The following is a 26227-nucleotide window of genomic DNA, read 5'->3' as shown; positions in this document are numbered from 1 at the left end:
TCACGACGCGATCTCGTCGCGGGTCTGCTGCAGGATCGTCCACGCCACCAGCGCCGGGTTGTCGACCATCGGCACGTGCCCCACCCCGGGCAGCACGACCAGCTCCGCGCCCGGGACCGCGTCCATCATCGGGCGGCCGTAGCGGCCGTAGGGGATCGTCTTGTCCGCGCCGGACCAGGCGATCCGGATCGGGCAGGGCGCGTGGTCGAACGGCGCGATCGAGGTGTCCATCGACGCCGCGGACAGCAGCGGGTCCAGCGCGGTGCAGCCGGCGAGATCGTCGAACAGGATGTCGACGTCCTCCGGCGAGTACCGGTCGGCGTGCTCGGACACGCTGCGCAGCAGGATCCGGCGCAGCGGCCGGAACGACGCCAGCAGCCGGATCGGCGCCCACCCCGCGAGCAGCGCGCCGACCCGGAACGTCGCGAGCAGCCGGTACAGATCCGAGGGCATCGCCCACGCCCCGGCCGGGGACAGCGCGACGACCGAGCGGGCCCGGCCGCGGCGCGCCAGCTCCAGCGCCGCCCACCCGCCGAGCGAGTTCCCGACGACGTGCGCGTCGCGCGGGACGCCGATCTCGTCGAGCCGCTCCACCAGCGCGTCGACCATCACGTCGATCGAGAACGCCTCGTCGGGCAGCGGCGGCCCGCCGACGTGGCCGGGCATCGTCACCGCCCACACCTCGTGGTGCTGCTCGAGCATCGGCAGCACCGGCTTCCACGCCCGCCACGACGACGTCATGCCGTGCAGCAGCAGCATCGGCGGGCCGGACCCGCCCCGGTGGAACGGCTCGACGGTCGTCATCCGACCACCTCCGCGGCGGCCTTCCCGGGCGCGAGTGCGAGCACCTCCGCGAAGCCCTGGGCCAGGCAGTCGGCGAACAGGTCGCGGTCGGTGATCGCCGCCGCGTCGAGATTGGCGCCGACGCAGCAGGTGTCCCCGTGCGTCACCACCGACACCATCGCCGCGCAGCCGGGCAGCGGCGCGAACGGGTAGACCCGCTCGATCTTCGCCCCGCACAGGTACGCGTCCGAGCGCAGCCCCGGCACGTTCGACGCCTGCAGGTCGTTGCCCGACGTCGACCCGCCGGCGACCAGCGTGAGCAGCGGTCCGGGCAGCCGGGCCAGCAGCGGTGCGACGACGTCCGGGCTCTCCAGCGCCGGCTCGTCGCGGGCCGCCCGCATCCGGGCGTTGACGGCGAGGATCCGCTCGGCGGCGTCGACGACGCCCATCGGGCCGGCCAGCCGGGCCGGGGCCCAGCGGTTGCCGCCCTCGGTGTCCCCGTCGCGGCGTACCGACACCGGCACCGAGGTCCGCAGCGTCCCCGCCGCGGGCACCGGGTGCCCCATCGCCTCGTGGTAGAGCCGGAACCCGCCGAGCAGCGCGGCGACGTAGGCGTCGTTGAACGTTCCGCCCACCGACTTCCCGGCCGCACGGAGGTCGGCGAACGGCACGTCGAGCGCCGCGAAACGCCAGGACATCCCGCGCGGGCGCAGCAGCTCCGAGCCCTTCCCCGACGGCGGGGACAGCACCCGTACCGCCGAGCCGAGCCAGCGGTAGGTGTCACGCACCGCGGACAGCGGATGGGTGACCGCACCGAGCACGTCACGGGTCGCACGCACCGCGGCGGGCACGATCCCGATCTCGCGCCGGACCAGCCGGTCGACCTCGGCCAGCGGGTCGGGGGCCTCGGTCGCCGGAGCCGGGGGCTGCGGTTTCGACGCGTCGTGCTCGCGGCGGCGGCTGTGCAGCTGGGCGAGCAGCTGGACCGCGCCCATGCCGTCGGTGAGCACGTGGTGCAGCTTGAGGACGAACGCCGACCGCCCGCCGGGCAGCCCCTCGACCAGCAACGCCTCCCACGGCGGGCGCTCCCGGTCGAACGGCGTCATCGCGAACTGCTCGGCGATCGTCGCCAGCTCGTTCCAGAACCCGGGCCCGCTGCCGGGGATCCGCACCCGGCGCAGGTGGTAGTGCAGGTCGAAGTCCACGTCGTGGATCCAGTACGGCGTGCCCAGCCCGCCGAGCGGCTCGCGGACGCGCTCGCGGAACCGCGGCACCATGCGGGTGGCCCAGTCGGTGGCGGCGACGAGCCGCTCCCAGTCCGGCTTCGCGTCGAGGATCTCGATCGCGGTGACCGGCGACCGGAAGCGCGGGTCGTACTCCGCGCGCCACATCATCGCCTCGAACGCGGTCATCTCCCGGGCGGTACCCCAGGTCAGCGGCGTGTCGCTCATCGGGCGTCCTCCCCCGGCCAGGCCGCCAGCGTGCGGGTGAAGACGTCGCGGACCTGCTCGGCGTACTGACCGGCGCGCTCGGGCACCCACTCGGAGGTGTCGATCGGCTCCCCGACGACGACCTGCACGGTGCCCTCGCGGATCGTCTGCGCGCCGCGCCACATGAGCTGCCCGGCGTTGCGGATGATCACCGGCACGACCGGCACCCCGGCCTGCATCGCGATGTGGAACGCGCCCTTCTTGAACCGGCCCAGCCGCGGCGTCGGTGAGCGGGTGCCCTCCGGCGCGACGGCCAGCGAGATGCCCTCGTCGCGCAGCTTGTCCACGGCGGGCTGCAGCGCCTCCCGGGCCTGGGTGGTGTTGCCGCGGTCGACGAACGCGACGTCGGCGGCCCAGAACAGCTGGCCCCAGACCGGGATCGACGCCGCCTCCTTCTTCGCCACACCGGTGAAGCCCTCGCGCAGCAGCTTCATCATGATCGGCACGTCGAACTTGGACTGGTGGTTGAACACGAACACGCACGGCCGCGCGGACACCAGGTTCTCCGCGCCGACGACGTCGACGTCGATCCCGGCCAGGCCGAACGCGACGTCCGCGCCGACCGAGCCGGCCATGTCGACGAACCGGCGGCGCGAGCCGTGCAGCAGCCCGGCCCCGGCGGCGGTGGCCAGCCCGCCGAGCATGCCGCCGTAGAAGATCGCGGTGCGGGCGATGTCGGGCACGGTCGGGAACAGCCCGCCGCGCGGCTCGCAGTCGAGCACCGGCCAGTGCCGCTCCGCGGCGACCGCGCGCAGGCTGTCGGTCGGTGAGACCGCGACCGGGTGCCCGACGGTGGACAGGAACTCGACGTCCTCGGTGCCGTTGGCGTAGCCGAAGCAGACGTCGAGGTCGACGCCGTGCGTCGCGGCGTCGTCCTTCACCGCGGCGGCCTTGCCCGGCCCCCACAGCGTCGTCCCGGCGGCGCGGCCGGTCAGCACGCCCTCGCGCACCTCCAGCTCGGTGACCAGCGCCCGGTCCGCGCCCAGCTCCTCGGCCATCGGGACGACCTGGAACCGGGTCGCCGACGAGGCCATCACGACCTGGTGGCCCTGCTCCTGGTGCGCCGCGACCAGCGTCCACACCTCCGCGTGCAGCTGCCCGGCGATCTCGGCCTTGAACAGCTCCCGGCCCAGCGCCATCAGCTCGTCCTCGGAGTGGCCCTTCCAGGACGCGAGAGTGATCGAGAGGAACTCGCGGAAGTCGTCGTCGGTGCGGATGCCGCGCATCCCCGACAGCACCGTGCGCACCAGCTCGATCGGCCCGACGTCGAGCTCGCGCAGCCGCTTGCGGTAGAACGCCCCGGCCGAGTAGCCGTCGATGACGGTGCCGTCGTAGTCGAAGTAGGCGACCGTCCCGGGCCCGGCAGGGGCCTCCCGGATCGCCCGCAGCCGCTCGGCGAGCGGGCCCTCAGCTCGCGACACCCGTGTCCCCCTCCGCACGCCGGGCGGCGTCGCCGCCCGGCTCCGTGGTCGTGTTCGTCGTCGTGTTCATGCCCGTGTTCGTGCCCGTGTGGTCCTGCGCCGCAACGGTATCGGCCACCTCGGGGCCGTCACCGAGTACGACCTCCAGGCGTGCCCGCTGCAGCCTGCCCAGGCGGGCCAGATCCTCGATCACCCCGGCGACCTCGTCGCGCCAGGCCCGCCGCCGCTCGGTCAGGGCGACGAGTGCCCCGTCGGAGCTGCCGTCGGCGGGCTTGACCAGGCCGCGGTTGTCGGCCAGGCGCAGCGCCGTCGCGTACAGCTCGCGCGACACCGAGTCCTCCCGGTCGAGGCGGTGCTGCAGCAGCATCTGCCGCCCGACACCGAGGCAGTCGTCGAGGAACCCGGCCTCCTCGGTGAGCGCGTCGTCCTCCAGCGCGGCCAGCCGGTCGGCGACGACGAGCTGGGCGTCGACGAACGAGCGCAGCACGCCCGGCGCGACCAGCAGCGGTGCCTGGCGCAGCACCCCGCGCACGTCCGACGGGCCGGCGCGGCGCTGCCGCCACGCCGGGTCGATCAGGTCCAGCTCGCGCACCATCTCCGCGCGGAACTCGTCACGCGAGGAGAAGAAGAACTCGAACTTCATCAGGTCCCGCAGCCGGTTCAGCTCGCGCCAGCCGATCTCGATCAGGTCGTCGTCGTCCGCGGCGTCCCCGGCGCGCAGCAGCGCGACCTCGAGCATGGCCCGGTTGAGCAGGTGGTGCAGCGCGCCGTTGCGATAGAACGCGGCGACGTGGTGGCGGCCCGGGCTGATCCCGAACACCGGCTCGGTGCCGCCCTCGTAGATCGTGACGACGCCGGCCTCGGCGAGCCGGTCCAGCGTCATCCGCAGGCCGTGCCGGGTGCGCAGCTCCGCGACCGGCACCGGCACCCCGCGGGCCTCCAGGTAGTCGGCCAGCGGCGCGACGATCTCGCGGACCTGCTGCAGGGTCAGCGACCGGTCCCGGGCACCGAGCAGCGCGAACGTGGCCAGCGACGTCGCCGTCGCCGGGGTGGCGCGGTTGATGCCCGCACACACCCGGAACGCGACCTTCTCCAGCTGCGCCGAGCCCTCACCGGCGTCGGCGAGCGCGGAGCGCAGCGAGAACGGCTCGGCGATCCGGACGCGAGCGGTGCCGATGTGCCGGCGCTGGTCGCGGAAGTAGCGGTAGAGCCAGCCCAGGCCCTCGGCCTTCTTCGCACCGCCGCGCTGCTCGGCGGCCATCGCGCCGACCTCGTGCAGCTGGTCGTAGACGATCGAGACCGGTACCAGGATCGCGTCGAGCTTCGGGCGTTCCTCCAGCGCGGCGACCAGGTAGTGCAGCAGCCCGAAGCGCGGGCGGCGCAGCTTGCCGGTGCGGCTGCGGCCGCCCTCGATGTACCACTCGAGGTTGAACCGCTTCGCCAGCAGATGCCCGAGGTACTCGGTGATCGCGGCCTTGTAGATGGTGTCGCCGCCGAAGCTGCGGCGGATGAACACGATCCCGGCGCGGCGCCCGAGCGCCCCCATCGGCCAGAACGCCAGGTTGTTGCCGCCGAGCACGTGGTTGCGCGGGAAGTCGCGGTCGTGCAGGACCTCGGCCAGCAGCAGCGGGTCGGCGTAGGACCGGTGGCTGGGCAGGAAGACCAGCGCGTGCTCCTTGTTGAGCTCGCGCAGCCGCTCCAGGCCGGACTCGTCGACCAGGACCTCCCAGGCCTTCGAGTGCAGCGGGCCCATCATCGCCCGGAACGCGTCGATGGCAGGCGGGCTCTGTACCGCGGCCATCTCCTGCAGGCAGTCCGCGAGCTTGTGCTCGACCTCCGGCGCGGGCAGGCCGGTCGTCCCCGACAGCCGGGCGACCAGTGCCGGGAACCGCGACGCCGAGGTGATCTGCTCGACCATCCGGCGCGGGACCTTGTAGCGGTCACCGAGCAGCCGCCGCTCGGCACGGTCGCAGGCGAGCACGGCCTGGCGGGCCACGAAGCGGGCGAACCCGGAGGTGCCGGGGCTGCCGTTCTCCTGCGCGACGAACCGGTCGACCAGGTCGGCGACGGTGGCGGACTCCCCCGCGACGACCTTCGCCGCGTCCGGGCGCACGGCCGCCATCGCCGGGTGCGCGGGCCGCCACGCCATCCGCATGACGGCGGTGGTCGCCAGCCCGCGCAGCTTGCGGACCGCACCGGGCTCTGCGGTCTCCGGGGTCACCCAGGTGACCCGGGCGGGGACGATGACGGTCTCGGCGTCGCCGGGGCTGTCGCCGTGCAGTGCCTGGCCGAGCGAGGCGGGAACCTCGGTGCCCTCGGTGAGCCGGACGACCCGCGCGCCGGGATGGTGCTCGTCCACCCAGCGCTGCAGGATCTGCCGCTCGGTGCCGGACCGAGCCTGGGTCACGACGACCTCGTGGCCCCCGGTGCGCGCCTGCGCCGTCATGCATGCCCCCGTTCGGCCCGCCCCGCCGCGCTGCGGCGCTCGCCGGCCACAACCTAAGTTACCGCAGCGTTCATGAACAACAGCAGAGCGTGGGGTGAGACCGGGTCGTCACCTGCGAGCGCTCAGCCGCCGTCGAGGTGCCCGCGGGCCATCCGCGACAGCGTCTCGGTGAGCACGTCGACGCCGACGACGAGGTCCTCGTCGCGGGTGAACTCGCCCTCCGCGTGCGAGATGCCCTCCACGCTCGGCACGAACAGCATCACGGTGGGGACGACGTCCTTCATGTTCGTCGAGTCGTGCCCGGCGCGGGTCCGGACGGTCATCGACGACACCCCGAGGTCCTCGGTCACCGACCGGGCCAGCTCGACGCCCTCGGGGTGGTAGACGTGGCCCTTCCAGCCGTGCGCGACCCGGCGCTCGACGGTCACGTCCGCCTCGATCTCGATCTCGGCGAGCCGGCTGCGCAGCGCCGCGTCGGCCTCGGCGAGCAGGTCGTCCGACGGCGAGCGCAGGTCCAGGTGCAGGTGCACCTCCCGTGGCACGACGACCGGCGAGTTCGGCACCACCGTGAGCCGCCCGCAGGAGGTGTGCAGGTCCTCGCCGTGGCGGTCGGCGAGCTCGCGGGCGAACACCACGGCCAGCGCGGCGCCGTAGAGCGCGTCGTTGCGGTCGGCGATCGCGGTCGCACCGGTGTGCGCCTGCGCGCCGTGCACCACCAGCTCGTACTTGCTCGCCGCCCAGGTGGAGTCGACGAGCCCGAGTGTGGTGCCGGTCTTGTCGAGCTCGCGGCCCTGCTCGATGTGGATCTCGGCGTAGCCCGCGGCCGTGCGGCCGGTGCCCTCGCCGAACACGTCGCCGGTGCCGCGCTCACCGAGGGAATCGAGCGCCTCGGCCACCGCGACGCCCGACGGGTCGGTGGTGGCCAGCGCGGTGTCCAGCGGGAGCTTCCCGGTGAACACGCCGCTGCCCATCATCGACGGCGTGAAGCGGGAGCCCTCCTCGTTGAACCAGTCGACGACGGCCAGGTTGTAGCGGGCCCCGTCGAGGTCGCGCAGCCGCGCCGCCGCGTGCGCGGCGGCGAGCACCCCGTAGGCGCCGTCGAACCGGCCGCCGCGCGGCTGGGAGTCCAGGTGCGACCCGGCCAGCACGTACGGCGCGCCGGGGACCAGCTCGTAGAGCCCGAACAGGTTCCCGATCCGGTCGACGGCGACGGTGAAGCCCCGCTCGGACAGCCAGCGCCGCAGCCACTCCCGTGCGGCCCCGTCCTCGGCGGTACCGGCCTGCCGATCGACGCCACCCGCGGGGGTGGCGCCGATCGCGGACAGCGCGGTGAAGTCGTCGAGGACGGACTCCGCGTAGGGGTGGAGCGTCACAGGATCTCCTGGGCCTGCGTCAGCGTGTGCCGCAGGATCTGCTCCATCTCGTCGAACTCGGCCTGCCCGGCGATCAGCGCCGGCGCCAGCTGGATGACGACGTCGCCGCGGTCGTCCGGGCGGGCGTAGAGACCGTTCTCGAACAGCGCGCCGGGAAGGAAGCCCTTGACCAGCCGCTCCCGCTCGGCGGCGTCGAAGGTCTCCCGGGTGCTCTGGTCCTTGACCAGCTCGATCGCCCAGAAGTACCCGTCGCCGCGGACGTCGCCGACGATCGGCAGGTCCAGCAGCTTGCGCAGGGTGTCGCCGAAGGCGCCCTCGTTGTCCAGCACCCGCTGGTTGAGGCCCTCGCGCTCCATCAGGTCCAGGTTCGCCAGCGCGACCGCCGCCGACACCGGGTGCCCGCCCCAGGTGTAGCCGTGCGGGAACGTGACGCCCGGCTCCAGGAACGGCTCGATGACCTTCTCCGAGGCGATCATCGCGCCGAGCGGGCCGTAGCCCGACGTCATGCCCTTGGCGCAGGTGATGATGTCCGGGGTGTAGCCGAACTTCTCGCAGGCGAACGTGTGGCCCTGCCTGCCGAACGCGTTGATGACCTCGTCGGAGACCATCAGCACGTCGTGCTTGTCGCAGATCTCGCGGACCCGCCGGTAGTACGACGGCGTGGTGGTGAGGCAGCCGCCGGAGTTCTGCACCGGCTCCATGACGACCGCCGCGACGGTGTCCGGGCCCTCGAACTGGATCATCTCCTCCACCCGGTCGGCGGCCCAGCGGGCCAGCGCCTCGGCGTCGCCGTCGAACTCGGGGTGGCGGTAGAGGTTGGTGTTCGGGACGCGGAACCCGCCCGGGGCCAGCGGCTCGAAGTCCTTCTTCATCGCCGGGAGCCCGGTGATGGCCATCGCCCCGTGCGGGGTGCCGTGGTACGCCGTCATCCGGGAGATGACCTTGTGCTTGAGCGGCTTGCCGCGCAGCTTGAAGTACTGCTTGGCGACCTTCCAGGCGCTCTCGACGGCCTCGCCACCACCGGAGGTGAAGAAGACCCGGTTCAGGTCACCGGGGGCCAGGTGGGCGAGGCGCTCGGCCAGCTCCGCCGCGGGCGGGGTGGTGTAGCCCCACACCGGGAAGAAGGCCAGCTCCGACGCCTGCTTGGCGGCGACCTCGGCCAGCTCGCGGCGGCCGTGCCCGGCCTGCACGACGAACAGCCCCGCCAGCCCGTCGAGGATCCGGCGGCCGCGGTCGTCCCACAGGTTCACGCCCTCGCCCTTGGCGATCACCGGGGTCGGGTTGGCGCCGTCGCGGCCGTGCATGCGGGCGAAGTGCATCCAGAGGTGCTTGCCCGCGGCCTCGGCGGCCGGGCTCATCGCGGGAGCGTCCGGGGTGGCGCCGGCCTCGGAGTCGGTGCGGTCGTCGAGTGCGGTCATGATCGGGTCCCTTCCGGTGGCGGTGCTGGTGCTCTGCGGTGGGGCTGCTCAGCCGTTGGTGGGGAAGCCGAGGTCGACGCCGCGGTGGCTGGGGTCGGGCCAGCGGGTGGTGACGACCTTGCCGCGGGTGTAGAAGTGCACGCCCTCGGTGCCGTGGGCGTGGGTGTCGCCGAACAGGGAGTTCTTCCAGCCGCCGAAGCTGTAGTAGGCCATGGGGACCGGGACGGGGACGTTGATGCCGATCATGCCGACCTCGACCTCGTTCTGGAAGCGGCGGGCGACGCCGCCGTCGCAGGTGAACAGGGCGGTGCCGTTGCCGTAGGGGTTGGCGTTGATCATGTCGACGGCGGCGTCGTAGCTCTCGACGCGCAGCACCGACAGGACGGGGCCGAAGATCTCGTCGGTGTAGACGCTCATGTCGGTGGTGACGTGGTCGAGCAGCGTCGGGCCGACGAAGAAGCCCTCGCCGTCGGCGTCGAAGGTGTCGACGCGGCCGTCGACGACGACGGTGGCGCCCTCGGCCTCGCCGGCCTCGACGTAGCCGGTGACACGGTCCTGCGCGGCGCGGGTGACCAGGGGGCCCATGTCGCAGCCGCGGCGGCCGTCGCCGGTGCGCAGCGCGCGGGCGCGTTCGGCGATCTTGTCGACCAGGGTGTCGGCGATGTCGCCGACCGCGACGAGCGCGGAGACGGCCATGCAGCGTTCCCCGGCGGAGCCGAAGCCGGCGTTGATGGCCTGGTCGGCGGCGAGGTCCAGGTCGGCGTCGGGCAGCACGACCATGTGGTTCTTCGCCCCGCCCAGGGCCTGCACGCGCTTGCCGTGCGCGGTGCCGGTCTCGTAGACGTAGCGGGCGATCGGGGTCGATCCCACGAAGGAGATGGCCTTCACGTCGGGGTCGGTGAGCAGCGCGTCGACGGCTTCCTTGTCGCCGTTGACGACGTTGAACACCCCGTCGGGCAGGCCGGCCTCGCGCCAGAGCTCGGCGATCCACAGTGCGGCGGAGGGCACCTTCTCCGAGGGCTTGAGCACGACGGTGTTCCCGGCGGCGATCGCGACGGGGAAGAACCACATCGGGACCATGGCGGGGAAGTTGAACGGGGAGATGATCCCGACCACGCCGAGGGGCTGGCGGATCGAGGCGACGTCGACGCCGGTGGAGGCGTTCTCGGTGGCCGAGCCCTTGAGCAGGTGCGGCATGCCACACGCGAACTCGACGACCTCCTGGCCGCGGGCGACCTCACCGGCGGCGTCGGAGGCGACCTTGCCGTGCTCGGCGGTGATCAGCTCGGCCAGCTCACCGGCGCGGGCGTTGAGCAGCTCGCGGAACCGGAACAGGACCTGGGTGCGCTTGGTCAGCGAGGTGTCGCGCCAGGCGGGGAACGCGGACCGGGCGGCGGCGACGACGTCGCCGACCTCGGCGGCCGAGGCCAGCGGCAGGCGGGCGGTGACCGCACCGGTGGCGGGGTCGGTCACGTCGGAGAAGCGGTCCCCGGATCCGGGGAGGGCGGCTCCGGAGACCCAGTGGGTCAGGGTCCGGACGTCGGCGGGTGCGGTCGTCGTCATGGCTCGATCGTCGGGGTTCCCACCGCCCCACGGACCGTACGATTCGTCTCGCCCGAACCACGCGGGGATACGGTCCGTACAGTGCCCCTCGTGCACCCCACGATCGCCGAGGTCCTCGCCCTGCCCGTCGTCGCGCAGGGCATGCCCGCGGTGCGCGCCGGGCGGCCCGCGCTGGACACCCCGGTGCGCTGGGTGCACGTCAGCGAGCTCGCCGAACCGGCCGGGACGCTCTCGCCGGGGGTGTTCGTGCTGTCGGTCGGGCTGCCGCTGATCGACCCGACCACCAACACGACCCGCTACGTCGACGCGCTGCGCGAGGCCGGCGCCGTCGGCCTGCTGGTGGAGCTCGGCCAGCAGCTCACCACGCTGCCCGACGGGCTCGTCCAGGCCGCCCGCACGGCCGGGTTCCCGCTGGTGGAGATCTCCCGGGTGATCCGGTTCGCCGAGGTCATCGAGACCGTGCTCGGGCGGCTGCTGCACGTCCAGCACGACCGGGCGCTGTTCGCCGAGCAGGTCGGCGCCGCGTTCCGCGGGCTGACCGTGCACGGGGCGAGTGCGTCGCGGGTGGTCACCGAGGCCGCCGAGCTGCTCGGGCGGCCGGTGGTGCTCGAGGACCTCGCGCACCGGGCGCTGGTCGTCGCAGGCGGGGACCCGGGCACCGAGCTGCGCGACTGGGCGGGCCGCTCGCGGCTGGCCCCGACCGGCGACGGCGCCGGGCCGGAGGGCTGGACCAGCCGCACCGTCGGGCCGCCCGGGGCGCCGTGGGGGCGGATCGTGACCCCGGCGCGGGCGTCGGACGACGCGGCGGCGCGGGAGGCGACCGTGCTCGCGCACGCCGCCGACGCGCTGTCGGTCCCGGCCCCCGACGGCGCCGACCGGCCCGTCGCGCTGATCCGCGCGGCCCGCTCCGAGCTGCTCGACGACCTGCTCGCCGCCACCCCGGCCGTCCTGGACCGGCTCGCCGTACGGGCCCGCGCACTGGGCCTCGACACCGCAGGCGAGCACACCGTGGTCCGGGCCGTCCCCGCCGCGCGCACCGGGCTCGCCGCGCTGCGCGAGGCCGCGGTCCGCTCCCCCGTGCTCGCCTCGACCACCGACGACGGCGCGGTCACCCTGCTGCTGCCCGGCACCGCGCCCGCACCGTCCGGGCTGCCCGCGGCGACCGTCGCACTGGCCGGGCCGGGACCATTCGCCCGCCTCCCGGAGCTGCTGCGCGAGGCCCGCGACGTCGCCGCGGCCCGGGCCGCCACCACCGCGCCGGCCGACGCCGACCCGGCCGTCGTGCACCGTCGGGCCGACCTCGGCGTGCGGGACCTGGTGTGGCGGCTGCGCGACGACCCGCGGCTGCTCGGGTTCGTCGAGGCCGAGCTGGGCCCGGTGCTGGACCTGCCCGGCCCCGAACGGGACCGCGCGCTCGCCGGGCTGCGGGCGTTCGTCGCTGCCGGCGGGGTGGTCGCGGACTTCGCCCGCCGGATCGGCACCGGCCGCCCGGCCGCCTACGCGCGGCTGACGAAGCTGTCCGAGCTCGTCGGCGCCGACCTCACCGACCCCGAGGTGCGGACGTCGGTGCACGTGGCGCTGCTCGCCGCGCCCGGCCGCTGACCGGACCGGCGGCACCCGCGCGCAGCCCCGCCCGGTTCCCGGCCCGGCCCGGTCCTCAGCCCGGCAGGTCGGCCGACAGCAGCTCGGCGAGCCCGAACGTCTCGGTGAGGTCGGGGTGCAGCGGGCGCCCGTAGCGCGCACCGAGCGTCGCCGCGTCGGTGGACTCGACGGTCCAGCCCATGCGGGCCAGGCGCGCGTCCGGGGACTCGGGGCGCTCGCCGTCGAAGAACAGGGCCCGGATGTCGGTGCCGATGAAGGTCTCGGTCAGCGACCGGAAGCGCGGGTGCTCGGCGATCCGGTCGACGCAGTCCCCGAAGTGCTCGACGGCGATCCGGCTGCCCGGCGCGGACAGCTCCTGGACCCGGTCGAACAGCAGTTCCTCGGCCTCCGGCGGCAGGTAGGGCAGCAGCCCCTCGGCCAGCCACGCGGTCGGCTGCGCGGGGTCGAACCCGGCCTCGCGCAGCGCGGCGGGCCAGTCGTGGCGCAGGTCGACCGCGACCGCGGTCCGGCGAGTGCCCGGGGGCACCGCGGCGCCCTGCTCGCTGATCACCTGCTGCTTGAAGTCCAGCACCTGCGGCTGGTCGACCTCGTAGACGGTGGTGCCCGACGGCCAGTCGAGCCGCAGCGCGCGGACGTCGAGCCCGGCGGCGAGCAGCACGACCTGCCGGACCCCGGTGTCGGCGGCGGCGAGCAGGGCCTCGTCGAAGAACCGGCTCCGGACGGCCATGTAGCCGGACTGGATCTTCCAGTCCGCGTCGTCGTCGGACCGGGTGGCGAGTGCCCGGTTGCCCGCCGCGGCGACGAACGCCTCCGCGAGCGGATCGGTGACGAGTGCGTCGTCGCGGCGTGACTCGGTGGCCCGCCCGGCCGCGACCGCCAGCGCGGTGGCGCCGACGCTGCTGGTGATGTCCCACTGGTCGTCGAGAGAGCGCATGATCGCCACGGTAGGCGCCGTCGTTAGGAATGCTCAGGGGCTCTGCGCATGATCACCCGCGTGGCGCACGACGGAACGGACACCTGGTCGACAACCCGGCCCGTCACAGTGAGCCACGTCACGGGCACACGGTGTCACTGCCCGGGGCGCTCCGGATCGTCGCCCTCATCGGCCCCGGTGTCGGCCTCCTCACCGTTCCGGGCCTCGTCCTCGCGGTCGAGGCGGGCGCGGCGCTCCTGCTCCCGGCGGCTGTACGCGGCCTGGCGGACGGCGCCGTCGTCGGCGAAGCCGGAGCCGAGCGCGCCGGCGACGGTGCCCATCGACGTCGAGAGCCAGGCGATCATCAGGTAGTCGTCGAACCCGGCCGGGCGGGACAGCGTCGTGCCCAGGTAGTGCGGTGGGACGACCAGCCCGGCCGCGACCAGCGAGATCACGAACAGCAACGCGTACATGATCGTCACGCCGGCGCCGATCGTGAGCACCGTCGTCAGGTTCGACAACAGTGCCTCCTCGCGCAGTGCCCGGTCCCGGCGCCGCTCCCAGAGGCCATTGTCGAGGATCAGCCATGCGGTCATGCCGACCAGCGCCAGCAGCAGCACCACGACCTGCCGGGCCGTGCCGAGCACCGTCGCGAGCTGCCAGATGTTGGAGTAGAAGATGCCGAACGCGGCCCCGGCTGCCGCCGCGGCGATCGCCGGGGACAGGCTCGGGACCAGCCGCCACGGCCGGTTCGCGCGCACCATCCCGGCGAGCAGCCGCAACCGGCCGCGCAGCCCGGAGAGCCCCAGCCGGACGTCGACCTCGTCCTCGACGCCGGCGCTGCCGGAGTCCTGGTCGTCCTCGGCGCGCTCGCCACCGGACTCCGGGGAGATCCGGGTGAGCGTGCCGGCGCGGCCGGCGTCGTCGTCCTGCCCGACCCGGGCGCGGTCCTGCGCCGGGAACAGGTAGTCGGTCACCAGCCGGACGACGGTGTCCTCGGCCCGGCCGAGCTGGCGCACCGCACCCAGGGCCGGCAGCGACACCAGCCCGACCCGGTGCCCGGTGCCCGCGTCGGCCACGACCGGCTGCTCCCCCGCCCGCCGCGGCAGGTCGGTGAGCAGGACGACGGCGTCGGCGCCGTCGCGCTCGCGGGCGCGGTCACCGATGTCGAGCATCGGCAGGGCGCCCCGGTCGTCCAGCGTGATCTTCTGGTCCGAGACGCGGACCTCCCAGCGGCCGTCGCCGTCGCGGTCCAGGCGCCCGGGCAGCCGCTCGGCGAGCCGGGTCGCCAGCTCGGTCGGCAGGCCGGGGTCGGCGACCAGGTCCAGCACGGTGCAGGGCTCGGCCGACGAGGCCGACGAGGCCGACGAGGCCTGCGGGGACGACGGGGAGGACTGCGCGTTCACCCGCGGGACCGTAGGTGCCGGTCCGGCGGCGTGCAGCACCGGCCACCCCGACGGGGCGTCGCGGTCAGCCACGTGCGGCCGTCGCGTCCCCGGTGACCGGCGGGTCCACCTCGGACTCGTCGGGCACGTCCGCGTCGCGGAGCTCGGCGCACACCGCGGCGAGCTGCCCGGCGATGCGGGCGGTACCGAAGCGGGAGCGGGCGCGGTCGCGGCCTGCGATGCCGTAGCCGGTCCGGACGCCGTCGTCGGCGAGCAGCGCGCGGACGGTCGCGGCCAGCTCCGCGGGTCGACCGAGCGCCACGTGCACCCCGGTCACCCGGTCGACGACGACGTCGCGCAGCGCCCCCACTGCGGACGCGACGACCGGGCGGCCGCAGGCCATGGCGCGCAGCACGGGATCGGCCGGGACGTCGTGCCCGGCCGCGGCGACGACGACGTCGGCGGAGCGCAGCAGGCGCGCGAGCAGCGCACCCTCGACGGGCCCGAGGAACCGCACCCGGGCGGCGACGCCGAGGTCGCGGGCGGCGGCGAAGAGCCGGTCGCGGTCCTCGTCGGGCCCGGTGCGCCCGCCGGCCACGAGCAGCTCCGCGGCGGGCACCCGGGGCAGCGCGGCGATCATCGCGCCGGGCCCGTCGCCGCGGCCGAGTGCACCGTCGACGACGATCCGGGACCGGTCGCCGCGGCGCAGCGACTCCCCGGCCGGGGCGTACGCATCGGTGTCCACGGCGGCCGGGATCGTGCGCAGCCGGGATCGCGGCACGCCCTGGACCAGCAGGTCGGTGTGCTGGTCCTCGCTCGCGGCCAGCACCCGGTCCGCGCCGGGCACGGGGACGGGCCCGCCCGGGACGGCGGCCTGCACGACCGGGAGACCGGTGGCGAGCGCCGTCGCGGCGGCGGTGGCACCGAGGGCGTACACGACGTCCGGCGGGTCGCCCGCCCACGCCGCGGCCAGGTCCGGCAGCGCGCCCGGGGCAGCGGCGGCGGGCAGCGGACCGCTCCGGACGCCGTCGGTGCCGGGCCCGGCGGGACGGTCGGTGAGCAGCCGGACCCGGTGGCCTGCCGCGGCCAGCGCATCCGCCGTGCGGGCGGTCCCGGCGGGGTCGGCCGGATGGTCGGGGGTGTGCACGAGTGCGATGTGCACCTCGTGCGGGGAAACAGGCGTGGCCAAGCGGAGCCTCCACGTGTGCGCGCCGGGATGGGCACGCGCAGTGGTCTCTACGCGTCGGTCCGGACGACTCTACGCCTCCGGCACGACCCCGGCCGGGTGCCGGGTGTGTGCGGGGCGTGCGCAGGGGGTACCTCGCATGCGGCACGGAACGGACGCCGGTACGCCGGCACGAGCAGGAGGGGAGGCGGCGGTGATCGAACGCAGGATCGAGCACGGACACCACCCGTCGTGGCTGGTGCGGCTGCCACCCGAACCGGAGTCGTGCCGGACGGCACGGCAGGGCCTGGCCCGGTTCCTGCGCCCGCTGCTGCCGGAGCCGGTGGTGGAGGACGCGGTACTGGTGCTGCACGAGCTGGTGGCCAACGGCGTCGACCACGCCGGGACGCCCATGATCGTCACCGCCCGGGTGCGCGGCGACGCCGTCCGGCTCGCGGTGCACGACGGCTCGACGGTGCCCGGCGAGACCCGCCCGCACGACCCCCGTGCGCACCGGGGCAGGGGCCTGCAGCTGGTCGGGACGATCTCACGCCGCTGGGGCATCTACCGGCATCGCACGGGCAAGACGACGTGGGCCGAGCTGGGCCCGGATCCCGACACCCCCGCGCAACCGGCGCCCGCGGTGCCGGCGCAGCGGACGGCGCACCGGTTCGGTGCCCGCCGGGCGGATCAGGAGAACAGGAACACGTCGCTGCCGACGGGCAGCCGGTCGTAGAACTCCTTCGCCGGGGTCGGCCCGAGATGCACGCACCCGTTGGACCCGGCGGTCAGCGCGCCCTGGTGGAAGGCGATGCCTCCCGGCGCGAAGTGCACGGCCCACTTCATGGGCTGGTTGAACTCGTTGCTCCAGCCGTCGGCGACGCGGCGGGTGACCTCGTAGGAACCGGTCGGCGTGGCCGAGGAGTCCGGCCCGGGGGCGCGCTGCCCGGTCTCGCGCCCGACGCTGATCGGCACCGGCCCGTAGACGATCTTCCCGGCGCGCTGGATCCAGGCCGTCCGGTGGCCGAGGTCCACGCACGCCCCGGTCGACGGGCAGCGGCTGGTCTCGGGCCGGGTGACGGCGGAGCTGCGCGGCGCCGGCGCGGCGGCGGGCACGGGCTGCAGCTGCATGGCCGCGGTCGGGCGGGTGGACGGCGTCATCCCGGAGGCGACGGCGGTGATGCTGCCGACCCCGGCCACGACCAGCACGATGCCGAGCACCAGCATGCCGACCCGTCCGTGGTTGCGCGGCAGCGGCGCCGCGCGGTGCCGCCCGCTCGGCCGCGATTCCCAGACCGAACGTGTGCCCCGCCTCACCTTCACGGCTGCGACCGTACTACCTCACCCGCGCGGCCCGGGGAGCACACCCCGGTTCGACCCGGATCGGGGACGCCGGTGAGCCCGGCCACACCTGCCGGGGACGGGGTGCATGCCGCCGGGCGACGGTGGGTATCCCGCCGGGCCATCAGCGTGCACGCCGTGCACGTGCCCCGACGACGAAGGAGAGCCGATGCGCCCCGACAGCCGACTCACCGACGCGGTTGCCGACGCGGATCCCGCGGACGCCGCCGATCAGGCCCGTCCCGCGGTCCCCGACGACGTCGAGGAGATCGTGGACCTCTCCCGTCTGCCCGACGGGGTGGAGGCCGACCCGGCGGACCTGGTCGACCAGCTGCGCGAGGCAGGCCTGGACGACGACGAGGACCGCTGACCCGCAGGCTCAGAGCAGCGTCGATCAGAGCAGCGTCGAGAAGTAGTCCCAGAAACGCGTCACCGCGAGCGTGGCGACCACGAGGTACCAGAGCACGACCGGGACCGCGTGGTAGGCGCTCACCGCGTTCAGCACCGACCGGGCGGGCCCGGGCAGCCGGTCGCCCGCCCGGTCGGCGGTGGCGAGCAGCGAGTACCAGGCGATCGGGATCGTCACCAGCCACACACCCATGCACCAGGGGCAGAGCGCACCGATCCGGTAGATGCTCTGGAAGATCAGGTAGTGCACGAAGACGGTGCCGAGGATCGCGCCCACGGTCAGCCCGGCCCAGTACCAGAGCGGCAGCCGGGCGCCGGTGAGCAGCACGACGCCGCTGGTGACGACGACGGCGAACGCCGCGATGCCCAGCATCGAGTTGGGCACGCCCCAGAAGAACGCGGCCTGCGGCGTCGACATGACCGACCCGCAGGAGATGACCGGGTTGAGGCTGCACGCCGGGACGTAGTTCGGGTCGATGAGCTGCTGGACCCGCTCGTAGGACAGCGACAGCGCGGCCGCCAGCCCGATCGCACCGCCGACGACCAGCAGCCAGGGCAGGAACCGCGGCACCGGGCCGGGGACCTGCGCGACACCGTCCGGCTCGTCGCGGTCGGGGATCCGGCCGATCTGCTGGGTCGTGGCGCCGGCGTCCGTCGAGGAGGCCATCACCGCTCTCCCGTCCGCTGCACGTTCACGAGGCACACACCGGGAGGGTACCGCCGCACGGTGAACCGCCGGTGCGGCCACCGTGCTCCCCTCAGCTGACCAGCCCGGCCCGGAACGCCAGCGCGACGAGCTGCACCCGGTCGCGCGACTCCGTCTTGGCGAGCAGGTGCCCGATGTGGGTCTTCACCGTCGCCTCGGAGACGAACAGGTCCCCGCAGATCTCGGAGTTCGACCGGCCCTGCCCGACGAGGCCGAGCACCTCGCGCTCGCGCGGGGTCAGCTCGTCGAGCGCGGCGGGCCGCCCGGCCGCGGGAGCCGCGGACGGGGCAGTGAGCAGCGGCGCGGTGGCGCGCAGCAGCCGCCGGGTGGAGACGGGGTCGATGACCGAGTCGCCGCGGTACACCGTCCGCACGGCCTCGATCAGCCCCTGCGGTTTCACGTCCTTGAGCAGGAACCCGCTCGCCCCGGCACCGATGGCCGCGGTCACCGACTCGTCGAGGTCGAACGTGGTCAGCACGAGCACCCGCAGGTCCGGGTGCGCGGCGACGGCGCGCCGGGTCGCCTCGATCCCGTCGAGGCGCGGCATGCGCACGTCCATCAGGACGACGTCGACCGCGGTCGTACCGAGCAGCTCCAGAGCCTCCTCGCCGTCGCCCGCCTGCGCGACGACGGTCAGGTCGTCGCAGGAGTCGAGCACCATCGCGAAGCCGGTGCGCACCAGCTCCTGGTCGTCGACGAGCATCAGCCGTACGGGGTCGGTCACCGTTCTCCTCGGTTCGCCGGGGCGGGGGTGGTGGGCAGCCGCAGCCGGACGGCGTACCCGCCCTCAGGCAGCGGCCCGGTCTCGACGGAGCCGCCGTGCAGCGCCGCGCGCTCGCGCATCCCGACCAGGCCGTGCCCGCCGCGGGGCAGGTCGGGGCGCCGTCCGGTGCCGGTGCCGTCGTCGCGGACGTCGACGGTCAGCTCGTCGCCGGTCCAGGCCATGGTCACGTGCGTGGGGGTGGCCGGGCCGGCGTGCTTGACGACGTTGGTCAGTGCCTCCTGCACCACCCGGTACGCGGCCAGCCCGGCACCGGAGGAGATGTCCTGCGGCGTGCCGGTGACGGTCGGCTCGACCGGGAGCCCGCCCGCGCGGGTCTGCTCGACCAGGGCGGGGATGTCGGCGGTACCGGGCTGCGGGCGCGACGGGTCGTCGGCGTCGGTGCCGTCGGGGCCGGACGGGCTCTGGTCGCGGAGCATGGTGAGCAGCCCGCGGACGTCGCCGAGCGCGTCCCGGCCGGTGTCGGCGATGCCGCCGAGCACGTCGACGGCCTTCTGCGGGTCGCGCTGCGCGGCGAACATTCCGCCGTCGGCCTGGGCGATGATCACCGACAGGGAGTGCGCGACGACGTCGTGCACCTCGCGGGAGATGCGGGAGCGCTCGGCGAGCAGCTCGAGGCGGACCTCCTGGCGGCGCCCCTCCTCCAGCAGCCGCAACCGCTCGGCCTGCTCCTGGTGGAAGCGCAGGTTCGCCGAGCGGATCGCGGCGAACAGCAGCACACAGACCACCACCAGCAACGCCAGGACGCCGGCGAGGATGGCGCCCGAGACGCTCTCGGGGTTCAGCTCGAACGATCCCCGCAGCGCGTAGCCCACGACCATCGGCACCAGGGGGCCGACCATGCCGAGCACCAGCACCGCGGCGGTGGCCCACCGTGCCCAGCGGGGCCCGTAAGCCACGACCGAGTAGGCCATGACCAGTGCGGGCAGCAGGATCGCGCCGCTCCCGATGTAGGAGAAGACCGTGACCAGGCAGACCACCGCAGTGACCACCGCGGCCGGGACCGGGTACACCCGCCGGAACGCCACCGGCACGGTCGCCGGCACCGCCGCGAGGTAGGCGGGCAGGTGGCTGTCGGCCCGCACACCCTTCCCGATCTCGATCCAGTAGGCGCCGATCGCGAGCAGCACCAGCGCCAGCACACCGTCGACGATCATCGGGTTGCGCCGGGTGAAGGCGACACAGCGCTCGATCGCCGACGGCCGGTGTGCCCCGGTCATCGCACCTCCCGCAGATCCGGCCGTCGCCCTCTCGGCGAACCATGATCCACCGTCTCCGGTGGGTGGCCCGGCCGGACCCCTGCGTGACACCTCGCGTGAGTTCATGTCGCGACCCTGCCGCCCGGGGCCCGCCTTCCGCGTCGGAGCACGGAACGATCTCCGGTGTCCGACCGCGGGATGAGGCGGTGCGTCAGTCGACCCGGGGTAGCTGCGTGGTGTGCTCGTCGTCGCTTCCAATATCGCCGCCGGTGCTCCCGCGTACCTGCGCGGGCAGCGGGAAGGCAGTGGTGTCCGGCGGCTCCTCGGCCCCGGAGCCGTCCCCGGAACCCGTCGAGCCCGTTGCATCGGCGGAGCCCGGCACGGGGGATCCGGCCCCGATCCGGTCCGCCGGACCGACCTCGCCGGAGCGGCGCCGGTAGACCGCAGGTCCCCCGGTGGCCTGCTCGACGCCGTCCGGGGTCGGGGCGCCGCCGCCGATGCCGTCGTAGACGTCCGGACGGGTGCGGCGCAGCCGCCGCGCCCACCACACCCCGGCCAGCGCGGCGAGCGGCACGAGCACCGTCAGCACCCAGCGCGCCGGCGACGACGGGTCGCTGCCGAGCAGCGCGTCGAAGTTGCCGACCAGCACCACGAACACCGCCACCAGCAGCACCGTCGCCAGCGCGGGCGCGATCAGCCGCGCCCACACCGAGGTGCCGGACGCGGCGCGGCGGTCCCGGCGGAAGAACCCGAGCACCGCCAGCGAGGTGCCCGCCATCAGCAGCACGACGCCGAGCGCGGACAGCCCGGAGAACCAGGCGAACAGCGACAGCATCGGGTCGGCCCCGGCGAGTGCGAACGCCAGCACGACCACGAAGGCCAGCGCCGACTGCGCCAGCGACCCGGCCACCGGCCCGCCGGAGCGGGCGCCGACCGTGGCGAGCGCCGCCGGGAACACCCGCTCCCGGCCGAGCGCGAACAGGTACCGGGCGACGCCGTTGTGGAAGCTCAGCAGCGCGGCGAACACGCTGGTCAGCAGCAGGACGGCGGCGAGGTCGGCGGCCCACGGGCCGAACATCTCCCCGAGCGGGCCGAACACCAGGCCCGGCCCCTCGGACCCGGCGCGCTCCTGCAGCTGCGCGGTCCCGGTGGCGGCGACCATCGCCCAGGCCGACACGGCGTAGAACACGCCGGTGAACAGCACGGCGGCGTAGGTCGCGCGGGCCACGGTGCGGCGCGGGTCCTTGGCCTCCTCGGCGTAGATGGCGCTGGACTCGAACCCGGTGAACGAGGCGACGGTGAACGCGATGACCGCGCCGATCCCGGAGGCGAACAGCGTCGCGGGCTCCAGCGGCGCCGAGGGCACCGCCCCGCCCGCGGGGTGGGAGAAGCCGGCGACGTCGTAACCGACGACCACGAGCACCTCGACCACGAGCACCACGGCGAGCACCCGGGCGTTGAGGTCGACCCGGGTCATGCCGAGCAGCCCGACGACACCCATGATCATCACGGCGTAGGCCCACCACGGGATGCGCAGGTCGGCGTACTCGGCGACGAGGTCGGACAGCGTGGAGCCGAACAGGCCGTAGAGCGAGATCTGGATCGCGTTGTAGGACACCAGCGCCACGAACGACCCGGCGACACCGGCCGGGCGGCCGAGCCCGCGGGCGAGGTAGGCGTAGAAGGCGCCCGCGTTCGCGACGTGCCGGCTCATGGCCGCGTAGCCGACGGCGAAGAGCACGAGTACCGCGGCGACCAGCAGGAACGCCAGCGGCACACCCGCGTTCCCGGCGACCGCGTAGGCGGTGGTGACACCGCCCGCGAGCACCGTCAGCGGGGCGGACGCGGCGACGGTGAAGAACACCAGGTGCACGACGCCGAGGCGTCGCCGTCGCAGGCCCGGGACGGCCCGGTCCGCGGTCGCAGGCGCGGTCATGCGCGGCTCCAGATCATGGTCGGTGCAACGAGCAATGATCCGTCAGAGTAACGGTGCGTGATAACGATCGAGTAGGGTGTACCGCGAACTGGGAAAATGTCCGCCGAAAGCAGTCGAGCAGTAACTCAGCGCTACTGTCGATCTTGAGATCGGAAGGTCCGATGAGGCACGGCGACCTGGCGACGGGCTTCTACCTCGTCGCGTTCGACGAGGCCGCCGGCCGCCCGGGACTGCACCCGGGGCTGCTGGCGTGCGGCGTCGTCGGCGCCGAGCTGGCCGACCTGATCGCCGACGGCGCGCTGACCGTCACCGAGGCCGGCGCCGTCGAGCGGACCGGGCGCGCGCCCGCCGACCGCGCCGACGACGAGTCCGCGGTGCTGGTCCTCGACAGCGTCGCCCACGAGCCCCGCGCACATCCGGTGCGCGCCTGGATCGACGCGCTGGGCCCGCCGGTGCTCGAGGCCGTGGAGAACCGCCTCGTCCGCGACGGCGTGCTCGCCTCGCGCCGGCAGCGGGGACTGTTCGGCCGCGGCCGTCCGCGGCTGGACGTCACCGACCCGGTCACCGTGCACGCACCGGTCGCCGCCCTGCGGGAGATGGTCCGGCTGCCCGGCACCTTCACCCTCCACGGCGCCTGGACCCTCGTCGAGCTCGGCGCACTGGGCGTCGAGCAGCTGCTGGAGCCCGACGTCGACCGCGCCACCGCGCGGTCGGTCGCGGCCGAGGCGGCGGCCCACCTGCCTGCCCCGCTGAACCGGCTGCGCACCGGGCTGGCCGAGACCGCCGCCGCGGTGAGCCTGACCGTCCAGCGCTGACCCGGCCGGGCTCAGCTGCCCGGCGCCACGTCCAGCGTCGGGTTCCGGTCGAAGAACCCCGACGGCGCGAGCCGGAAGCCGCAGGACACCACCGGCATCACCGGCCAGTCCTCCGGGCGCGGGAAGTGCGTGACGCCGAAGGTGTGCCACAGGGTCAGCTCGGTGTCGCGCACCGGCCGGTCCTCGGCGACCCACTCCGGCAGGCCCGCTCCCCCGCCGTGCTGGTTGACCAGCTCCCCGGCCGGGTAGCGGCGCGCCGGGTCGTAGGCGGTGACCCACAGGTGCCGGGTCGCGAACGCCGCGCGGGCCCGGATCGACGACGCCTCGTCGGCGAGCAGCACCGGCCCCTCCTCGGGCTCCAGCACGTAGGCCGTCGGGTGGCCGAACCGGTTGCGGGCCTCGGCCGCGGCGATCCGCCAGACCCGACCGGCACCGGCGTCGGCGAACCGGCCGGCCCCGGCCTCGGTCTCCACCGGCGTGACCGTCCGGTCGAACGCGTTGCCCCACGGGTTCTCCGCCGAGACCGGCACCCGGTGCGCGTCGAGCTCGTCGACGCTGGTCCGCGGCCCGTCCACGGTCAGGTCGAGCCGGGCGCAGAACAGGTGCTGGTGGTACGGCGCGCCCAGCCCGGGCGCCACCTCGGTCGCCCAGCGGGACGCGCGCTCGTCGTAGGCGCCGGTGAAGACGACGCCGGTGGACTTGACCTCCAGCTCGACGGCGCCGTCGGGGTACAGGTGCCAGTAGAAGCCGTAGTCGTAGTTGCCGATGGTCGCGAAGAAGGACACGGTCAGCCGGCGGCGGCGCCGGGTCGCGTGCTGCCCGGTGAAGATGTCGGTGTGCTTCCAGAGCACGCCGTCGTCCTCCTCGTGCAGGCAGATCGCGTTGCGGATCGTCCGCGGCCGCACGTCCGGGTCGGCGACGACGGCGTCGAAGTAGGTGATCGCGCCGACGCAGTCGCAGCCCAGCTCGAGGGAGTTGGCCTGCTGGCCGAGCAGGTACTCGCCGGCGTCGAAGTAGTTCTGCCAGAACCGCACCGGCGACGGGTCGGCGTAGGGCACGACCATCTCGGCGACGGCCATCCGGTGCGCGACCGGGCGCCCGGCGATCGACACCTCGTGCAGCACCAGGCCCTCGCGCGGGTCGAAGCCGATCCGGAACCGCCAGCCCTCCCACTCCACGACCTCGTCGTCGACGACGGTGAAGCTCGGCCCCTCGGGCTGGGTGATGTGCAGCGGGCGGCGCGACTCGCGGTACGGGCCGTCGCCGAAGTTGCCCTCCTCCTCCGGCACCGGCACCACCCCGGTGTCGACGAGCTCGACGACCCGGCGCTCGACGAGGTCGACGTAGGCGACGACGCCGTCGACCGGGTGCGCCCACGGGCTGTCGTCCGGGCGGTGCTGCAGGAACGACAGCACCCGCAGCATCCGGCGGCCGCGCTCGCCGGGCAGGTCGAACGACCCGGCCGAGAGCGGGCAGGCACAGACCAGGTCGAGGTCGGTGATCCCGCGCGCGGCCATCGCGGCCCGCCAGCCCTCGTCGGCCTTGACGATCGCGTCGACGCCCTCCATCTCCTCACCGGTGATCGGCGGCTGGCCGTCGGTCGCCGGGTCGTGGACGACGTCGGCGTCGACCGCGGAGCGGGTCAGCGAGGCGAGCACGGTGCGGGCGGCACCGGTCGTCGCGTCGAGCAGGACGGCGCGGACCCGCCTGTCGAGGGACCCCCCGCCCCCGTCCACCCCGGCACCGTCGTACGCGGCGACCTCGGCGCGGGTGGGTTCCTCCAGCGCGAGCACGGTGCACCGGACCCCCTCCCCCAGCAGGCCGTGCGCGTCGAGCAGCGCGCGGGCGTCATCGATCTCGGCGGCGGTCAGCCGGGCCAGGGGGTGGGTCATGCGGCCGACTCTGGCACGGGCGCCGTGGCCCGGCCCGCGACCCCCTCCGATCATGACCCCCGGTCCCCTTCGGGAACACGGACAGTCACCAACGGGAGTGGTGTGCACCTCCCGCGCGGGTTCGTCGCTGGTCAGTGTGGTTCACTCGTTGTTCATTCGATACGATGAGTGATATTCGGTGTAGTCCACTCGGAGTAGAGGCGGACGCACCGACCAACCACCGGAGGAGGCAGTCGTGCCGATCGGTGATCTCGGGAACCTGTTCACCGGCTCCCCGTTCCTGCGGGAGAGCGCCGCCGTCGAGCGTCGTTCCGGCGGCGGGCGGGGCGCACTGCGCGAACGGCACGACCGCGCCGCGACGGCCGTGCGCGCCGCCGCCCGCGACGGAGACGGCGCCGCACTCACCGACGCGACCCGCCGGCTGGAGGAGATCCTGGCCGGCGCCCGCCGCGACCTCGGCCCGGCCGACGCCGACACCCTCGTCGTCGAGGGGTCGCTGGCCGTGGCCTACCTGCTCGGCGACGACGAGACGCGCGGCCTGGCACTCGCCGCACGCGCCGAGCAGCGCCGCGAGCAGGTGTTCGGCCCCGACCACCCGATCACCCTGGCCGCCGCCGACGCCCTGGCCGCCGCCCACCGGGTGACCGGCCGGCCCGAGGAGGCCGTGCGGCGCTACGAGGACGTCCTCACCCGCCGCGCCCGCGTCCTGGGCGACGCCCACCCGGACACCCTCACCTCCCGCACCGGGCTCGCCCTGGCCCGGGCCGACGACGGCGACCTGCGCGGCGCCGTCGGCCTGCTGGCCGCGACGGCCGGGACCGCGCAGCGGGTGCTCGCCCCGGACCACCCGGTCCTGCGGACGATCACCGCGCTGCTCACCGAGTGCCGGGCCGCCCTCGCCGACGCCCAGCGGGCGTCGGACCCGCGGGAGCTGACCGCGCCGATGTTCTTCGAGTGGCCCACCGGCCGGCTGCCCGCCCTGCCCTGAGGCCGTGAGCGTGCACCGTCGCACGTCGCTGTTCACCGGTTCGTGACGTTCCGCCGGGTTTCGACGAGTCCCTGCCGGGCACAGCCCGATCGACGACCCGGACCGACCGGGCCTCCGTCGCCGGGGCCACCGTAGAGGAGCAGCGAGCACCGTGACCGCGCCGTGTGAGACCGTCCGCAGCGACGGGTACCGCGCCGTACTGGCCGTCGTCCGCGTGACGGCCCCCGCCGGGGTCGAGGCCCCCACCGTGGAGGCCGAGCTGACCCGGGCCCTGCACGAGCACGCGAAGCGCCCGATCACCGCCGAGCTGTCGCTGGCCGACGGCACGGGGCCGTTCCCGCGCCGCGGCCCCGCCCGCTACGCGTTCGTCGGTGTGCTGCGCACCGCGTCGGACCTGACCGACGGCGAGCTCGCGGCCCGCGCGGAGAAGGTCGCCCGCAAGGCGCTCCGGCGCCGGTTCGGCGAGCCCGCCGCCGCCGAGGTCCGCACCGAGATGACCGACGCCGAGGCGGGCGCGTACTGGCACAGCCTCTGTGGGACGCCGCACCGTCCGGCCTGATCGGTCGATCTTCGTCGCGGGGAGCGCGGCGTCGGCCCCGGTC

General features: G+C 74.6%; 22 protein-coding genes. 6 read left to right on the top strand and 16 right to left on the bottom strand.

The window, feature by feature from the left end; all coding sequences use genetic code 11:
* The 7 genes from ACLE50_RS13935 to ACLE50_RS13905 all read right to left on the bottom strand — a co-directional run bounded on the left by ACLE50_RS13935 (position 1) and on the right by ACLE50_RS13905 (position 10494).
* Complete coding sequence (locus tag ACLE50_RS13935) at positions 1–804, bottom strand: alpha/beta fold hydrolase (RefSeq protein WP_410943945.1); 804 nt, start codon at positions 802–804, stop codon at positions 1–3.
* Positions 801–2234 carry a wax ester/triacylglycerol synthase domain-containing protein gene (locus ACLE50_RS13930; RefSeq protein ID WP_410943944.1) on the bottom strand — a complete coding sequence of 478 codons (1434 nt, stop codon included), beginning with the start codon at positions 2232–2234 and terminating at the stop codon, positions 801–803. The genes ACLE50_RS13935 and ACLE50_RS13930 overlap by 4 nt, the downstream gene beginning before the upstream one ends.
* Positions 2231–3694 (bottom strand): HAD-IB family hydrolase, encoded by a 1464-nt coding sequence (locus tag ACLE50_RS13925; RefSeq protein ID WP_410943943.1) that lies wholly within the window; start codon positions 3692–3694, stop codon positions 2231–2233. The genes ACLE50_RS13930 and ACLE50_RS13925 overlap by 4 nt, the downstream gene beginning before the upstream one ends.
* Complete coding sequence (locus ACLE50_RS13920; RefSeq protein WP_410943942.1) at positions 3681–6140, bottom strand: glycerol-3-phosphate 1-O-acyltransferase; 2460 nt, start codon at positions 6138–6140, stop codon at positions 3681–3683. The genes ACLE50_RS13925 and ACLE50_RS13920 overlap by 14 nt, the downstream gene beginning before the upstream one ends.
* 122 nt (positions 6141–6262) lie before the next feature.
* Complete coding sequence (locus tag ACLE50_RS13915; protein ID WP_410943941.1) at positions 6263–7513, bottom strand: M20 family metallo-hydrolase; 1251 nt, start codon at positions 7511–7513, stop codon at positions 6263–6265.
* On the bottom strand, positions 7510–8871 hold the full coding sequence (locus tag ACLE50_RS13910; protein WP_410944169.1) for an aspartate aminotransferase family protein: 1362 nt from the start codon (positions 8869–8871) through the stop codon (positions 7510–7512). Before ACLE50_RS13910 ends, ACLE50_RS13915 begins: the two co-directional genes overlap by 4 nt.
* Before the next feature lie 108 nt (positions 8872–8979).
* Positions 8980–10494: a CoA-acylating methylmalonate-semialdehyde dehydrogenase gene (locus tag ACLE50_RS13905; protein ID WP_410943940.1), complete on the bottom strand. Its 1515-nt coding sequence runs from the start codon at positions 10492–10494 to the stop codon at positions 8980–8982.
* 90 nt (positions 10495–10584) lie between these two features.
* Between ACLE50_RS13905 and ACLE50_RS13900 the strand changes: the two genes are divergently transcribed.
* Entirely contained in the window at positions 10585–12096 is a 1512-nt protein-coding gene (locus tag ACLE50_RS13900) for a PucR family transcriptional regulator (protein WP_410943939.1), read from the top strand.
* 55 nt (positions 12097–12151) lie between these two features.
* Here the strand turns inward: ACLE50_RS13900 and ACLE50_RS13895 are convergent, their stop codons facing one another.
* The 3 genes from ACLE50_RS13895 to ACLE50_RS13885 form a co-directional block, all read right to left on the bottom strand.
* Complete coding sequence (locus ACLE50_RS13895; RefSeq protein ID WP_410943938.1) at positions 12152–13030, bottom strand: class I SAM-dependent methyltransferase; 879 nt, start codon at positions 13028–13030, stop codon at positions 12152–12154.
* A 134-nt stretch (positions 13031–13164) separates the two neighbouring features.
* On the bottom strand, positions 13165–14415 hold the full coding sequence (locus ACLE50_RS13890) for a hypothetical protein (RefSeq protein ID WP_410943937.1): 1251 nt from the start codon (positions 14413–14415) through the stop codon (positions 13165–13167).
* Positions 14416–14479: 64 nt separating this feature from the next.
* A complete protein-coding gene (locus ACLE50_RS13885; protein WP_410943936.1) occupies positions 14480–15583 on the bottom strand; it encodes a glycosyltransferase family 4 protein in 1104 nt (367 codons plus the stop codon).
* Positions 15584–15773: 190 nt separating this feature from the next.
* On the opposite strand from ACLE50_RS13885, the gene ACLE50_RS13880 reads away from it, so the two are divergent.
* A complete protein-coding gene (locus ACLE50_RS13880) occupies positions 15774–16295 on the top strand; it encodes an ATP-binding protein (protein WP_410943935.1) in 522 nt (173 codons plus the stop codon).
* Here ACLE50_RS13880 and ACLE50_RS13875 read toward each other — a convergent pair.
* Positions 16250–16882, bottom strand: a complete 633-nt coding sequence (locus tag ACLE50_RS13875; protein ID WP_410943934.1) for a L,D-transpeptidase — start codon at positions 16880–16882, stop codon at positions 16250–16252. The genes ACLE50_RS13880 and ACLE50_RS13875 overlap by 46 nt on opposite strands.
* Positions 16883–17069: 187 nt before the next feature.
* On the opposite strand from ACLE50_RS13875, the gene ACLE50_RS13870 reads away from it, so the two are divergent.
* Positions 17070–17270 carry a hypothetical protein gene (locus ACLE50_RS13870; protein ID WP_410943933.1) on the top strand — a complete coding sequence of 67 codons (201 nt, stop codon included), beginning with the start codon at positions 17070–17072 and terminating at the stop codon, positions 17268–17270.
* A gap of 24 nt (positions 17271–17294) precedes the next feature.
* On the opposite strand, the gene ACLE50_RS13865 is transcribed toward ACLE50_RS13870, so the two are convergent.
* The 4 genes from ACLE50_RS13865 to ACLE50_RS13850 all read right to left on the bottom strand — a co-directional run bounded on the left by ACLE50_RS13865 (position 17295) and on the right by ACLE50_RS13850 (position 21930).
* A complete protein-coding gene (locus ACLE50_RS13865) occupies positions 17295–17975 on the bottom strand; it encodes a vitamin K epoxide reductase family protein (RefSeq protein ID WP_410943932.1) in 681 nt (226 codons plus the stop codon).
* Between the two features lie 91 nt (positions 17976–18066).
* Positions 18067–18717 (bottom strand): response regulator, encoded by a 651-nt coding sequence (locus ACLE50_RS13860; RefSeq protein WP_458788555.1) that lies wholly within the window; start codon positions 18715–18717, stop codon positions 18067–18069.
* A gap of 17 nt (positions 18718–18734) precedes the next feature.
* Positions 18735–20015 (bottom strand): sensor histidine kinase, encoded by a 1281-nt coding sequence (locus tag ACLE50_RS13855; RefSeq protein ID WP_410943930.1) that lies wholly within the window; start codon positions 20013–20015, stop codon positions 18735–18737.
* A 190-nt stretch (positions 20016–20205) separates the two neighbouring features.
* Positions 20206–21930: an APC family permease gene (locus tag ACLE50_RS13850; RefSeq protein WP_410943929.1), complete on the bottom strand. Its 1725-nt coding sequence runs from the start codon at positions 21928–21930 to the stop codon at positions 20206–20208.
* A gap of 161 nt (positions 21931–22091) precedes the next feature.
* Between ACLE50_RS13850 and ACLE50_RS13845 the strand changes: the two genes are divergently transcribed.
* Positions 22092–22745 (top strand): GOLPH3/VPS74 family protein, encoded by a 654-nt coding sequence (locus ACLE50_RS13845; protein WP_410943928.1) that lies wholly within the window; start codon positions 22092–22094, stop codon positions 22743–22745.
* Positions 22746–22756: 11 nt separating this feature from the next.
* On the opposite strand, the gene ACLE50_RS13840 is transcribed toward ACLE50_RS13845, so the two are convergent.
* Positions 22757–24637, bottom strand: a complete 1881-nt coding sequence (locus ACLE50_RS13840) for a primary-amine oxidase (RefSeq protein ID WP_410943927.1) — start codon at positions 24635–24637, stop codon at positions 22757–22759.
* A gap of 235 nt (positions 24638–24872) precedes the next feature.
* Between ACLE50_RS13840 and ACLE50_RS13835 the strand changes: the two genes are divergently transcribed.
* Together ACLE50_RS13835 and ACLE50_RS13830 are read left to right on the top strand one after the other, a co-directional pair.
* A complete protein-coding gene (locus ACLE50_RS13835; protein WP_410943926.1) occupies positions 24873–25625 on the top strand; it encodes a tetratricopeptide repeat protein in 753 nt (250 codons plus the stop codon).
* A 151-nt stretch (positions 25626–25776) separates the two neighbouring features.
* A complete protein-coding gene (locus tag ACLE50_RS13830; RefSeq protein ID WP_410943925.1) occupies positions 25777–26184 on the top strand; it encodes a hypothetical protein in 408 nt (135 codons plus the stop codon).
* The last annotated feature ends 43 nt before the right edge of the window (positions 26185–26227 follow it).

Origin of the sequence: Pseudonocardia phyllosphaerae, from assembly GCF_046546475.1 — a bacterium.
Classification (GTDB): Bacteria; Actinomycetota; Actinomycetes; order Mycobacteriales; family Pseudonocardiaceae; genus Pseudonocardia; species Pseudonocardia phyllosphaerae.
Note: the sequence above shows the minus strand (reverse complement) of the source record. Positions and strands in the feature narration are given on the sequence as shown.

What these genes read in the sequence shown, in the direction of transcription:
- ACLE50_RS13935 (WP_410943945.1), bottom strand. Translation starts at nt 804, where the DNA reads ATGACGACCGTCGAGCCGTTCCACCGGGGCGGGTCCGGCCCGCCGATG.
- ACLE50_RS13930 (WP_410943944.1), bottom strand. Translation starts at nt 2,234, where the DNA reads ATGAGCGACACGCCGCTGACCTGGGGTACCGCCCGGGAGATGACCGCG.
- ACLE50_RS13920 (WP_410943942.1), bottom strand. Translation starts at nt 6,140, where the DNA reads ATGACGGCGCAGGCGCGCACCGGGGGCCACGAGGTCGTCGTGACCCAG.
- ACLE50_RS13910 (WP_410944169.1), bottom strand. Translation starts at nt 8,871, where the DNA reads ATGAGCCCGGCCGCCGAGGCCGCGGGCAAGCACCTCTGGATGCACTTC.
- ACLE50_RS13905 (WP_410943940.1), bottom strand. Translation starts at nt 10,494, where the DNA reads ATGACGACGACCGCACCCGCCGACGTCCGGACCCTGACCCACTGGGTC.
- ACLE50_RS13895 (WP_410943938.1), bottom strand. Translation starts at nt 13,030, where the DNA reads ATGCGCTCTCTCGACGACCAGTGGGACATCACCAGCAGCGTCGGCGCC.
- ACLE50_RS13870 (WP_410943933.1), top strand. Translation starts at nt 17,070, where the DNA reads ATGCGCCCCGACAGCCGACTCACCGACGCGGTTGCCGACGCGGATCCC.
- ACLE50_RS13865 (WP_410943932.1), bottom strand. Translation starts at nt 17,975, where the DNA reads ATGGCCTCCTCGACGGACGCCGGCGCCACGACCCAGCAGATCGGCCGG.
- ACLE50_RS13860 (WP_458788555.1), bottom strand. Translation starts at nt 18,717, where the DNA reads ATGCTCGTCGACGACCAGGAGCTGGTGCGCACCGGCTTCGCGATGGTG.
- ACLE50_RS13855 (WP_410943930.1), bottom strand. Translation starts at nt 20,015, where the DNA reads ATGACCGGGGCACACCGGCCGTCGGCGATCGAGCGCTGTGTCGCCTTC.
- ACLE50_RS13850 (WP_410943929.1), bottom strand. Translation starts at nt 21,930, where the DNA reads ATGACCGCGCCTGCGACCGCGGACCGGGCCGTCCCGGGCCTGCGACGG.
- ACLE50_RS13845 (WP_410943928.1), top strand. Translation starts at nt 22,092, where the DNA reads ATGAGGCACGGCGACCTGGCGACGGGCTTCTACCTCGTCGCGTTCGAC.
- ACLE50_RS13840 (WP_410943927.1), bottom strand. Translation starts at nt 24,637, where the DNA reads ATGACCCACCCCCTGGCCCGGCTGACCGCCGCCGAGATCGATGACGCC.